At 48.3% G+C, this 12,490-nt stretch carries 16 protein-coding genes; 2 read left to right on the plus strand and 14 right to left on the minus strand.

Annotation, left to right across the window (positions count from 1 at the left end):
- Positions 1-51: 51 nt before the first annotated feature.
- From IFO68_RS18040 to IFO68_RS18060, 5 genes are all read right to left on the minus strand, one after another.
- Positions 52-441 carry a VOC family protein gene (locus IFO68_RS18040; protein ID WP_303456838.1) on the minus strand — a complete coding sequence of 130 codons (390 nt, stop codon included), beginning with the start codon at positions 439-441 and terminating at the stop codon, positions 52-54.
- A 15-nt stretch (positions 442-456) separates the two neighbouring features.
- On the minus strand, positions 457-1,038 hold the full coding sequence (locus IFO68_RS18045) for a sugar O-acetyltransferase (RefSeq protein WP_192017283.1): 582 nt from the start codon (positions 1,036-1,038) through the stop codon (positions 457-459).
- Between the two features lie 31 nt (positions 1,039-1,069).
- Positions 1,070-1,579 carry a GNAT family N-acetyltransferase gene (locus IFO68_RS18050; RefSeq protein ID WP_192017212.1) on the minus strand — a complete coding sequence of 170 codons (510 nt, stop codon included), beginning with the start codon at positions 1,577-1,579 and terminating at the stop codon, positions 1,070-1,072.
- Positions 1,580-1,694: 115 nt separating this feature from the next.
- Positions 1,695-2,426 (minus strand): type I methionyl aminopeptidase, encoded by a 732-nt coding sequence (gene map / locus IFO68_RS18055; protein ID WP_237028891.1) that lies wholly within the window; start codon positions 2,424-2,426, stop codon positions 1,695-1,697.
- Positions 2,427-2,454: 28 nt separating this feature from the next.
- Entirely contained in the window at positions 2,455-2,667 is a 213-nt protein-coding gene (locus tag IFO68_RS18060) for a ParD-like family protein (RefSeq protein ID WP_027251232.1), read from the minus strand.
- A 170-nt stretch (positions 2,668-2,837) separates the two neighbouring features.
- On the opposite strand from IFO68_RS18060, the gene IFO68_RS18065 reads away from it, so the two are divergent.
- Together IFO68_RS18065 and IFO68_RS18070 are read left to right on the plus strand one after the other, a co-directional pair.
- Positions 2,838-4,004, plus strand: coding sequence for a glutathionylspermidine synthase family protein (locus tag IFO68_RS18065; protein ID WP_192017214.1), 1,167 nt, complete (start codon positions 2,838-2,840; stop codon positions 4,002-4,004).
- Positions 4,005-4,165: 161 nt separating this feature from the next.
- Positions 4,166-4,537 carry a hypothetical protein gene (locus IFO68_RS18070; RefSeq protein ID WP_192017215.1) on the plus strand — a complete coding sequence of 124 codons (372 nt, stop codon included), beginning with the start codon at positions 4,166-4,168 and terminating at the stop codon, positions 4,535-4,537.
- Between the two features lie 290 nt (positions 4,538-4,827).
- Here the strand turns inward: IFO68_RS18070 and IFO68_RS18075 are convergent, their stop codons facing one another.
- The 9 genes from IFO68_RS18075 to IFO68_RS18115 form a co-directional block, all read right to left on the minus strand.
- On the minus strand, positions 4,828-5,484 hold the full coding sequence (locus IFO68_RS18075; protein ID WP_192017216.1) for a Qnr family pentapeptide repeat protein: 657 nt from the start codon (positions 5,482-5,484) through the stop codon (positions 4,828-4,830).
- Between the two features lie 280 nt (positions 5,485-5,764).
- Positions 5,765-6,058, minus strand: a complete 294-nt coding sequence (locus IFO68_RS18080) for an antibiotic biosynthesis monooxygenase family protein (RefSeq protein ID WP_192017217.1) — start codon at positions 6,056-6,058, stop codon at positions 5,765-5,767.
- Between the two features lie 88 nt (positions 6,059-6,146).
- Positions 6,147-7,751 carry a mechanosensitive ion channel family protein gene (locus IFO68_RS18085; protein ID WP_192017218.1) on the minus strand — a complete coding sequence of 535 codons (1,605 nt, stop codon included), beginning with the start codon at positions 7,749-7,751 and terminating at the stop codon, positions 6,147-6,149.
- A 147-nt stretch (positions 7,752-7,898) separates the two neighbouring features.
- The gene (locus IFO68_RS18090; RefSeq protein WP_192017219.1) at positions 7,899-8,339 is read right to left on the minus strand and encodes an NUDIX hydrolase; all 441 of its coding nucleotides are present in this window, start codon (positions 8,337-8,339) and stop codon (positions 7,899-7,901) included.
- Positions 8,340-8,454: 115 nt separating this feature from the next.
- Positions 8,455-8,787 carry a DUF3332 family protein gene (locus IFO68_RS18095; protein ID WP_192017220.1) on the minus strand — a complete coding sequence of 111 codons (333 nt, stop codon included), beginning with the start codon at positions 8,785-8,787 and terminating at the stop codon, positions 8,455-8,457.
- A 184-nt stretch (positions 8,788-8,971) separates the two neighbouring features.
- On the minus strand, positions 8,972-9,367 hold the full coding sequence (locus tag IFO68_RS18100; protein WP_192017221.1) for a DUF2391 family protein: 396 nt from the start codon (positions 9,365-9,367) through the stop codon (positions 8,972-8,974).
- Positions 9,368-9,525: 158 nt separating this feature from the next.
- Entirely contained in the window at positions 9,526-10,908 is a 1,383-nt protein-coding gene (locus tag IFO68_RS18105; RefSeq protein ID WP_192017222.1) for a magnesium transporter, read from the minus strand.
- 17 nt (positions 10,909-10,925) lie between these two features.
- Complete coding sequence (locus tag IFO68_RS18110; RefSeq protein ID WP_192017223.1) at positions 10,926-11,522, minus strand: mechanosensitive ion channel family protein; 597 nt, start codon at positions 11,520-11,522, stop codon at positions 10,926-10,928.
- On the minus strand, positions 11,522-12,478 hold the full coding sequence (locus tag IFO68_RS18115; RefSeq protein WP_192017224.1) for a CorA family divalent cation transporter: 957 nt from the start codon (positions 12,476-12,478) through the stop codon (positions 11,522-11,524). Before IFO68_RS18115 ends, IFO68_RS18110 begins: the two co-directional genes overlap by 1 nt.
- Positions 12,479-12,490 lie beyond the last annotated feature (12 nt).

The raw sequence follows: 12,490 nt of genomic DNA on the forward strand, positions 1-12,490 counted from the left end.
GCAAAGCCGCTGACATTCAGCGGCTTTTTCCATTTTCCGGTTCCATCCGGCTCAAGGCAGGTTAATCTGCCAGGACACCCCAAAACGATCCGTCACCCAGCCGAAACGCTGGCTGAAACCGTAATTATCGGCAGGCATCAGGGCATTACCGCCTTCGGTGAGCGAGGCGTAAACCCGCTCAAACTCGGTTGCCGATTCACAGTCAACAAAGACAGACATCGCAGGCGTAAACGTAAAATGGTGCGAAATGAACGAATCGATAGCGATGAATTCCCGGCCTGCAAGCACAAAACGGGCCTGCCTGACCATGCCTTTCGACTCGCCATCCGGGTAACGCTCAATGTGACGAATTTCAGATCCGGCAAACAGGCTGATATAGAAATTCATCGCCTCTTCGGCATCCCCTTCAAACATCAGATGAGTCAGAATCGCTTGCGGCACAATATTTCTCCCTGATTAGCCGCCGGCCATCACAGCTGATGGCTCAGACGGTGTGATCTCTCTGACAACACGGCATGGGTTACCCACTGCAACGCTGTTATCCGGAATATCTCTGGTGACAACACTGCCAGCGCCAATCACACAGTTATGCCCAATACGCACGCCAGGCAAAACGGCCACATTGCCTCCCAGCCAGACATTGTCACCTATCCACACTGGCGCACCGTCTTCCCCATGCAGCCGCTCAACGGGATCGATAGGGTGAGAGGCTGCGGAAATCATGACGTTAGGGCCAATAAACGCATTCTCACCGATAGTCACTTTGCAGACATCCAGTATGGTCAGGTTATGGTTCGAATAAAAATTAGCGCCCAGCACAATGTTATAACCATAGTCGCAGTAAAAAGACGGTTCCATATGGGCATCGCCGGAAAATTGTACCCTTTCTGCCAGAATCGCCATTCTGGCTTGCGAATCGCGCGGATCGGCCAGATTAAAACGGTGACACATGACTTTGGCTTCTTTACGGTCATTGACCAGCTCAGCATCTCTGCCACTGTATGCCAAACCCGCGAGCATCTTTTCTTTCTCTGTCATTGATTCAGACACTGTGTACTCCTTTATTTATTCACAGCTCAATGCCATACAGCACAAGCAACCCGCCGTCAGGCAAGGTTTCATGGTTCGTCTCGTAATGGAAACCCAACCTGGTCAGCAAATCAATGCATCTGCGGTTCTCTGAATCGGTTATAGCAACCAAGCGGGTCAAAGAGAGCTCATCGCGAGCAAAGCACAGTGTGCTCCGGGCGGCTTCAAAAGCATATCCCTTTCCCTCAAAACCGGGTAAATAGCCGTACCCTAAATCAATGTCTTCCAGAGAATCACGCTTGATCAGGCCGCAGATGCCAATAGGTGTATCATCGCTTTTCAATGCAACGCGCTGGAGTCCCAGCCCTTTTGTCTGGTACATACTGATAAGCGATGCTTCGAGATAATTCAACGCATCCTCACGAGTATGGAGCTGTTTATCGCCGACAAAACGTTTAAAGCCCGGGGTGTTATACAGTTCAAAAATGAAATCGACATCTGCCGCCGTTAGCGGCCTGATCGTCAGACGTTCCGTGGTGATTGCTACCATGCTAGTTATTCCGATATTGATGTAACCATGAAGAGTCGGCTATCTGGCAAGGATTCCAATGCCATCAAACAGCCAGTCAGACGTAATGGGGTCTCTATTGCGTTGGCAATACCCGTCAGTGCTTTTCTTCTTCTCTCAGCGTCAGTACTTCATAACCGGTTTCTGTCACCAGTATTGTATGCTCCCATTGCGCCGACAGTTTTTTATCTTTCGTCACCACGGTCCAGCCGTCTTTCTTGGTTTTGGTTTTGTATGTGCCTTCATTGATCATGGGTTCAATGGTGAATGTCATGCCCGGCTGCAGTCGCAACCCGCGTCCTTTCAGCCCATGGTGTAGCACCTGGGGTTCTTCATGCATTTCCCGGCCTATGCCATGACCGCAATATTCCCGGACCACAGAATAGCCATGACTTTCCGCATGTTTTTGAATCGCATAACCGATATCACCCAGTGTCGCCCCTGGCTTCACCTGCGCGATACCCTGCCACATGGCTTCGTAGGTTGCTTTTACCAGCCGGGACGCACGTAGCTGAACTTTACCTATGCAATACATTTTACTGGAATCGGCAATGAAGCCATTTTTCTCCAGTGTGATGTCGAGATTGATAATATCGCCATCTTTCAGCACACGGTTTTCATCCGGCATACCGTGACAGATAACTTCATTGATCGACGCATTCAGGACATACGGATAATCATACTGGCCTTTACTGGCTGGCCGGGCAGACAATACGTCGGTAATAAAAGCGTCGACCTTATCGTTAATCGCCATGGTCGATACACCGGCAGCCACGAAGTTATCCAGCATCGAAAATACCGAGGCTAACAAACGGCCAGATTCCCGCATCAATTCAATTTCTTGCGCGGTTTTAATATTAATTTTGTTCACTCATTAATTCCTGTACTGATCCCGCGTCACTGAGTAACAGTTTGCGAATCAGTTCGTTATACGTCAGTGTCGGGTTCATTTCGGCCAGCAGACCCATCTTTATCCAAAACTCGGCCTGAGCATTAATGGAACGCGACATCGTGCTGCTGGCTTTGCGGATTTCCTCATGAAGTTCATCCGATATTTTTACAATCCCCATAGGGTGCCCTGAATGATATACATTGAATAAGCGAAGTGTATACGAAACGTATATTCCCATCAATGTTATGCGATCATGATCCAAGTCGGCCTTTTCATACACAGGGAATCTTTACTTTCTCATCCGTCCCCCATGATAATGTCGGCCTGATTGACCATTCGAGCAGCACTATGATTCAGGTTCCTATTACCCCCCGCCCCAACTGGAAAATGCTGGCAGATGAATTTGGATTTCGTTTTCATACCCTGGAAGGCGAACCGTATTGGGTCGAAGACCGCTACTTTCAGTTCAGTTTGCAGCAGATTGAAAGTGAACTGGAAGCACCTACCGCCGAGCTCCATCAAATGAGCCTGGAAGCCGTCGATAAAGTCATCCGCGATGAAGCCTTACTGAAAAAGTTTCAGATCCCGGAAAACATGTGGGATCTGATTGCCAGCTCGTGGAAACAAAAAGCACCCAGTTTGTATGGGCGACTGGATTTTGCCTACGATGGTCGTCATCCGGCAAAACTGCTCGAATTTAACAGCGACACACCAACGTCACTTTACGAAGCCAGCTTTTGGCAATGGTTGTGGCTTGAAGATCAGGTCAATGCCGGCAAACTGCCAAGGCGCGCCGATCAGTACAATTTGATTCAGGAGCTGATGATTCAGCGCATGGCGGCATTAGGCAGCTATCAGCCGGGCCAAACACTGCATTTTGCCTGCTGCCGTGACAGCGTGGAAGACAGAGATACAGTGCAGTATCTTGAAGACTGCGCCAGAGAAGCCGGACTGAAAATCGCGTTTGTGTACGTTGAAGACATAGGTATCAATCAGGACGGTGAGTTTACCGATCTGGACGACAACCCCATTCGCTGGATGTTCAAGCTCTATCCGTGGGAGTTCATGTTCCGGGAAGAGTATGCCGCGTATCTGCACACCGCCAATGTCAACTGGCTGGAACCTATGTGGAAAAGCATCAGTTCAAACAAGGCCATTCTGCCGCTGATGTGGGAAATGTTTCCTCACCACCCGAACCTGTTGCCCGCCTACTTTTCTGATGATCCCAAAGCCGCAAGCCTGACGGATTTTGTGAAAAAACCGATTTTCAGTCGCGAAGGTGCCAACATCAGCGTTCATCGTGCCGGTGAAATACTGCAGCATGAGCCGGGGCCGTACGGCGACGAAGGCTATATAGTCCAGCAATATACCCATTTACCCCGTTTTGGTAACAACCATATGCTCATCGGCAGCTGGTTAATCAATGACGAACCCGCCGGACTGACGATCCGGGAAGATACAGGTTACATCACCAAAGATACCTCGATGTTTATTCCTCATATCATTCTGGATTAAAAAAGTTGTCATATTGTACGGCGGTTGAACCCGCCGTTTTGTTCAAACCAGTCACTTCAGACGACAAAACAACCAGGCTTGAAACCACTCCTTCTCGCGACATCTATTCAGACTTGATATTAATCTTGTAAGAAGAGCCGGTTCATCAATCAAATATAGAAATGACTTTTGATGTCAATCAAAATGGCCTTTTTGATGATGGAGATATTCGAATTATCGCAGGGAATGCATCTGGTAGTTTTACAGATATCATCAGTTCATGGGCTTATAGCGCTGATTATTTAGTTCAGTTAAACAGCAGCAATACCATGATCACATTCCGCGAAATGAGCGGGGTCATTATTGGTTCATCCAATACAAATTATGTCAGTAAACTCGGTGGTGTGAAAACGCACCAACATTTAGTGAACGATCAATTAACCGAGCAGAAAATCATCTTACGCACGAATAGAAGCCTGTCCGGTTCGTTGCCACAATTAGATCAACTCATGCAGCAACTGAGATTGATTGATGCCAATACACCGATGGTCTGACTGACGCGAGCAGTGACTATGTCCCTGAGCCTGGTGTCTTTACTCAGCAACCTATCCTTTCTTTACAGGATAATCAAAACGATTACACCGGCAACAATCAATGGGTTGATATTAAGTCTGTCCATTTTAGTTCGAGCACTGCTGAATAAATCTTATCCCTGAAGTATCAGCACTGCTGGTTTGATGGCTTTTCAATGTGAATTAATAAGTTAATCTTTCCGTCTCCGTGGATTCTTCACGTACGCCGCTAGCCTTGGCTAACGGCGTCGTTTCACAGCTTTAAAAACGCATCAACCCGGCAGAACGACAATACCGAGAGGCTCCAGCAATTGCTCTTGCTGCCAATCGCAGATTTTCACACCCGTTAAATCGACTGTTCGGGGATCGAGACCATCAAGTTCTGAATAGCTAAGATCTGCACCCTGGAAAGAAAATTGTACCCAGCAGTCTTCAGAGAAAACACTTCTGCATAAGTCCGACCCTTTCAAAGATGCCCCCCGTAAGTTCGTCCCATACCATTTATTTTCAAATAGATCGCATTTCTCAAGGCACTGACTTTCAAAATTGGCATAGCTTAAATTACAGCCGGTAATAAAAGCAGAGCAAAAATACATCTGATGGCTGATTTGATTCACAAAACTCGCCTGAATAAAATTGGCACCTTTCAGATCACTATCCCGCAATTCAATACCAAAGCAATTTGCACCTTTAAAGTTTGCTAAAGCTAACTGACAGTTTTTAAAACTCGCATCACGCAAATCGCAATAGTCAAAATGACAGCCTTCGATAGCCCCCGGCTCAATAAACTTACAGTTTTCAAAAACTGCATCCCTTAAATTTGCTCGGCTAAAGTCACAACGGTAAAACTGACAGCGCTTGAATACAGCTTCTGATAAATCCTGGCGGGAAAAACTAACCTGATTAAATATTTCATTCTCTTTATACATCATCGCCTCCACTAATTTGATTCAGAGTCTAGCATTTAGAATGTTTGAGAGTAAGAAAAACAAACCATTAAAAAACAATAATTTAAAACACCCTTATTTTGCCATTTTAAGGCACCAAACCAGCTTGTAGTGAAGCGCAAAGCCAACTCATCGACACCGCGGGCAAAGAAAAAAGTTTACCTGCGCAGGAGGGCGCAGGGAGATGATTTTCCCTGGTTAGATGTATCAAACTGTGCTGCAAGAAATCGTTAACAGCACAGATGAATTCAACCTGATAGAATTACTTATTAAAACTGTACTGCCGCTTCACTTCCACAACCTGCACAGTGTAGGAGGCGTACCACTTTTCACGGCCAAATTGCTGGGCCAGTGAATGCTGGCTGTCTTTGTGCCAGTTTTGGATATCCTCTTCGGCGTTCCAGTAGGAAATCGCAATTTCCTGATCCCCTTCTGTCACAGCGATAAAGTCCAGGCACCCATATTTTTCAAATGCCAGATCCCGCATCACTTTGACCATCTCGGTATACTGGCTGTCTTGCTCACCTGTTGTCGCCTTGAAAATCACTGCAAACATTTATCTCTCCTTTGCTTTTCATCTGAACATCCGTGTCCGAACCTTCTGAGGTGCCGATACGGGCCACAGCCCGGAAGTCGGTATATCATTACGACAGAAGCTGGGCATCAAAAGTAGCTGGTACGATTCTGGAGCCCTGCTTTTCGACGATTTCCATAATGCCTAAATGGATTTCCTGGGCGGCCACCTGATAAACCGGCAGGCTTTTGGTGCCAATATACGCAAATACATTGATTTCTAATCCGTGCGCACCAAAACCTCGAAACGTCACACGCAGGGGCTTTTTATCGACTTTTTCATGATTTTCCAGCAGCAGTTTTATTTCATCAATAATCTGCTTTAACTGCGTGGTCGATGTGCTGTAATCCAGACGAATATCCGATTTAAACCGGATCTTCTCCCGCATCGAAATATTTTCAATTTCCATTTCCGATAGCTTGGCATTCGGCACATGGATAACGGTTCTGTCTATGGTTCTGATGCGGGTACAACGCAGGCCAATTTCTTCTACCGTGCCCCGGATCCCACCGAAATTGCACAGATTACCCACTTTTACCGGTGCCGCAGAATAGAGCATCATGGTACCAATGAAGTTTTCCAGTGTTTGTTTGGAAGCCAAAGCCAGGGCAACACCACCCACGCCCATTCCGGCCAGCAAGGCTGTCGCATTGAAACCCTGGTATTCCATCCAGGACAACACAGCAAAGATCAGCAAAATGATACGGATAAATGTCAGGAAGGGACGAACCATGGCCGCCCCTTGTTTATTGCCGTTGTTAATTAAACGCTCACGAAGAATGTACTGAAAAAGCCCAATCGCAGACCAGCCAAGCCACAGGCTGGCACCCAACAGAAGATAACCATTATTGAGCAAGGCTCTGGCATTGGCCGTCAGTGTCGCATTCGACAGCAACAGATGATCCAGACCCAGTGCGGTAAAAAACAGCAAAGGCTTGGCGATTAAACCTGCCAAATCGTCTTTCATCTTGATGTCTGTTTTCCGGACCAACCAGGCTGTAATCAGACAGACTGGCGTCACGATCGCAAATGAGGCTAACAAACAGGTAAAAAGAAACGTCATTTCCCAGAGGCTGAGTTTGAACAGATAGCCGTCCGGCACATTCTGGATGAACCATTCTGTCAACGGGCTGTAGCCCAGTTCTTCATACAGACTCGGGACCAGTGCGACTGTGGCATTGGAAATCTTCCAGATTTTGCCCAGCTTTTTGCTTGGAACTTGCTGCAACAGGAGTGACACTTCCGTGTTTTTAACATTAATATTGCCGAACGACTCCCGATAGTCAGGCAACAGATCATCCAGATCCCCTGCCGGGGTATCATCAATGTCCTGAAGATTGATCCACAGATTCCGCTCAATGATGGCATGCAGTTTTCTGGCGTAGTCTTCTCCATTTCTGGCGCTCATTCCTTTAGGCATGTAACGCAAGTCCAGGTATTTCGCCGCTTTCGTGTAGTCCTGCTCGTAAATCGCTTCCAGAAAACCTTTCAGCGCGCCTCTGGGAGTATCGCGGTCCAGGGAATCTTTGTAATCATAGGCCGCATTCACCGCTTGCCCTGCTGCTGTGGTTGCTGGGTCTGCCGGATTGCCCAGCAGTATATTGGGGGCCGCTGTTGCAATGAGCGGCACAAAAAAGCAGCAAAGCAGAAAGGTTCTGAACAAGGTTTGCATCATCTGATGTCCGTCTGAATATCCAAAGCTGATGCGATTTTATAAGCGACTGCTTTCAGAGGCCAGACATTGTTATGCACTAACTGCACTGACTCTCAAAGGCACAGAATACAAGTGAGTTCGCCGCATCACCATCACGCTGGCTGGGTACTATTCTGACAACGTCTGCTGAGCCTTCAGCGCCACATCGGCCACTTTTTCGATGAGATCCGACTGGTTGCTGACAATGTCGGCCACTGACATCCAGCAACAGTCACTGGCGTCATCACCCGGCTGCAGCTCTCCTGCCACATAGCGGCAAAGTACAGGCACCAGAATAAAGTGATGGTGACAGTTGTCACCATCGAATTCATTGACTTCAACCACTTCCAATAGTTGTTCTGCTACCGCTAACACACTGGTTTCTTCTTTCAATTCCCGCACAGCCGCATCACGCAGGGTTTCACCCGGCCAGACGGAGCCGCCGGGAAAGCCCCAGCCATCTTTCTGCGGTTCATTTTTGCGTTGAACCAGAATGAGTTGATCGTCTTTGTAGGTGACAGCGAGAACCGCCACTTTAGGTGATGAAAACGTGCTGTGCTGATGGGGCATACCGGGCTTCCGAATTCTGTTTCAGGAAGCCCATGATATCGCATGTTTTACGCAGAAAGTACCTGCCGGGCCATAGCCGTTAGCGCAGAGCGGCAGGTTAAGGAGTACGAATCATTCAGTTCAGAGGCTTGATGGGCGCCGTTTTAAGATCGTCATCAAGCTGATCATTAATCTTGATGTAATCTTCACCTTTAACGTCATAGATAGACTGTTTCTGAGTTACCGCATTTTCGCCGGTCCAGAACTCGATAGGGTTTAGCACCATGTAATCTGCCACTGTGGTCACAGCATAAACCGGCGCCATCGCAATGGTCAGACCGCCACGTGCATAACGGTTATCCACCACATCCATATTGAATTTCATGGTTGCATTGGTTGCTGCCATCTGGCCCGCACACCCCGTTAATAAAGTCACCAGAGAGACCGCTACAAAAACCATTTTTTTCATTGTTCAATACCCGTAAATAAAACAGGGTTTAATTGTAATCATACCCTTCTCGATTTAAACCAGCAGCTTGTTAAATCTGATACTAATTCAGGATACATTCAGGTAAAAAACATCGTTCAATTACATTAGCAAATAATTGCCATAATCAGATTTGGCCGGCTGAATGTATGTTGAGAGAGTGCCTTTATTCTTTATCGAAACTGTCCACAATAATCGCTCCCATAGAAGCGGGCATGGCAATGATCAATGCACGTTTAACAGCAACGACCCAATTATCGATGAGCGGGAACTGGTTAAGCGAAAACAGGATCAGGCAAACCACCAGATAAGTGATCAGATAGGCCCCAAGTACCCTGGCCAGAAAAACAGGCACGCGTTTACGGATATTCTGACCAAACATGGACTGGTAAGCGTATAGCCCCATAAAAACCAAGGTGAGCACAACAAGGACAGACAAATTCAGCAGTGGAAGAGATTCACTCAGTTGCCAGGCTTCTTCAGAAAAGGAAATGGGGACGCCCAGGGCAAAGGCGCCGATCACAATCTGGCCCAAATCTTCAGCGTTGAATTTCCAGTCCATTGACCACTCCGGTTCTGTTTATTTTGCTTTTGACTATCCCTCCCCCTTTTCAAGGGGGAGGTTAGGCGGGGGTTACAAGGCACAATCATCAAACCCGTGCCCGCTTCACGAACCCCACCCTGACCCTCCCCTTGCCAAGGGGAGGGAATATTCGTGGTTCAGCCCAGCAAAAACAGGCTGCCAAGACCGAGAAAGGTAAAAAAGCCCACCACATCTGTGACTGTAGTGAGTATGACAGACCCGGACAGGGCAGGATCAATCTCGTATTTATCCAGGATCACCGGAATAACAACACCGGCAATTGCTGCAACCACAATATTAATGGTGATAGCAGCGGCTATCACTCCACCAATCCCCACACTGCTGAACCAGACAGCCGCCACAATGGCGATAACGACCGCCCAAAGCACGCCGTTCAGGCAGGCGACCAGCAACTCTTTCTTGGCCAGCGACCAAACGTTACCAAAGGTGATTTGCCCCATCGCCAGACCGCGGATAATCAGGGTTAAGGTCTGGCTGCCGGCAATGCCCCCCATTGACGCCACCACAGGCATCAGGACCGCCAGTGCCACCACCTGGCTGAGCGTGGCTTCGAACAACCCGATAGTCCAGGACGCCAGAAATGCAGTAAGCAGGTTAATGCCCAGCCACAAAGCACGACGTTTTGCACTGAGCCAGACAGGGGCAAACAGGTCGGTGTCTTCATTCAGACCCGCCCGTGCCATCAGTCTGGCTTCATAGGTTTCCCGGGTAATCTCCATCGCCAGCCGGAGCGTAGCGCGCCCGACAAAGCGGCCGGATTCATCTACCACCGCCATCGCCGCCTGGTCCGAGTGTTCAAGACGTTCTGAAGCATCATAAACGTCCATTTCCGCTTTCAGGGGAGAGGCAATATCATCTTCCAGGCTGTCCACTCTGGCCTGGCCATCGGCCGCCAGCAGGACAGGTAATGACACCTCGCCTTTATACAACCCTTTTTTGTCAACAACATAGACGCGATCCAGCATAGGATGATCGGCACGTCGCACCGCACGCAAGGCTTCGAAAACACGGGTATTCGGCGTTAACATCACCAGGCTGTGATCCACATAGCGGCCAATCTGTTCTTCGTCATACTGCTGGCTCTGTTCATACCAGGACTTCTGATCCTGGCTCATCTTCGCCAGCGCAAAATCCACCAGCTTATCTGACAGACTCTGCGACAGTTCGATCAGATCTTCAGCATCCAGCCCGTGCAGCATAGCCCGCAGATCCGGCATGCTGAGATTGTCGATCAGCACACCCCGCGCATCGGCTCGCATGGCAACCAGGACTTCTACCCGCTCTTCCGGCGCAACGGTCTGCCAGAGAGCCAGACGCTCATCAATAGGCAAAGATTCCAGCAATAAACCCAGCTCAGACGTTTCCAGCACTTCCGAGGCTTCTGAGAATACCCTTTCCTGCTCTTCGTCATGAACCCGGTTAAGATCTTCAACCCACTGACTAAGTTCCTGTTGTGGCAGAAGATCTTTCACCGCTGCTTTGTCTTGTTCTTCATTCATAGTTTTTCTTACATTGGTTACTGCTGCATTGGCTGCTGCGTGCTTGCCTGTGGTGTATCAACTGCCTCAGGCTGCTCATTGTCCGGCTTAGGGTTTACCACCAGCTGAGTCAGCTTAATCACTGGTTTTTGCAAAATGATGTTATTGGGATAAGTGACCAGGCTGCCATCTGTGCGCTCAATAATCACATGAAACATGGTGATATCATTGATCACCCCACTGATATCATCGTCTTTATCCACTACTTTGACCCGATCGCCAATACGGTACGGAAACACAAAAAAGATCAACACACTCGCCGTCACGTTGCTCAGCATGGACCATTGCGCGAACAGGGCGACACCCAGCACGGCAAAGGCCGAAGAGAAAAACAGTGAAATGTCACTGTATCCCAGCCCCAGGCTGATCACCGCCACACTGAACAACACGAAAAACACCACGGACGATAAAACACGAGAGATAAACCGCACTCTGGCTTCACTCACCATCTTGGTCTTACCCAGCCTGGTCAGCCACAAGTTGATGACACGTTTTGCAATCGCGTAAACAATCAGAAAAGCCAGAATAATAAACAGGTTATAAGCCAACCGACTTTGTAGAACGGCTTCTATCATTAAATAAATTTCATCCTTCTGAACAAAATAATCTCAAACACGGTAACCACTATTAAAGCGATACAAAACAGCCAGAATGCCGTGGATGAATCCACACCAGGCATGCCGCCAATATTAACGCCCAGCAAGCCGGTAAGAAAACTGATAGGCAGGAAAATAATAGAGATCATCGAAATAAGATACGTGTTTCGGTTTACCTTCTCAGACTGCATCTGGCCCAGGTGCTGATTGATGACCTGGATCTGGTCGATATAAAAGTTAATCGACTCGTTAATCCGTACCACAAGATCACGGCAGTTCAGCAAGGGCATACGCAACGATTCCAAACTCGCCATTTCCGAATGCAGCAAATCATCCAGTGCATAGCGCTGGGGAGTCAGAAAGCGGCGAATTTTCAGCAAGCGTTTGTTCAGGTGAGCCAGTGACTGGCTATCAGCTTCATCCTGATGCTCTGCGTAATATTCAATATCTTCTTCAATCGGGTCGAGAAAGGTTTCAATATTCCGGTTCAGTTTATCAACAATGGTTGCCAGCATGGCCAACAAGCTCGGCGGACTGTTGCCTTCTTCACACTGACGCCGCGCCTCAGCAATTGCCCGTGACGGGTATTTACGGGTAGAGATCAGGCAACCTTTAAAATAGAGAAACCGGATACTTAGCATGTCGTCCGGGTTATTCCCTTCATTCAGATTAATGCCTCGCAGTATCAGAAGGAAAGTCTCCTCCCCCAACAGCTCGAAGCGCGGACGTGTATCATCCGCCAGTAAAGCTGAAGTCAGTGACGGTGGCACGCCCACTTTGGACAACCAGTGCTTCAGCCCGGTGGCATCACGCTGGCAGTGATACCAGCAGTCTTTCTCCAGCGTCTCGCAATCTTCAAGCGTCAGTTGACGCGGTGTATCCCCTAACTGCCAACCATCAATAAACCAATCTGTAGCGGTTTCCGAATTGACCATAAGGTGCGCCTC

The organism is Photobacterium arenosum (assembly GCF_014841115.1).
Taxonomy (GTDB): Bacteria; Pseudomonadota; Gammaproteobacteria; order Enterobacterales; family Vibrionaceae; genus Photobacterium; species Photobacterium arenosum.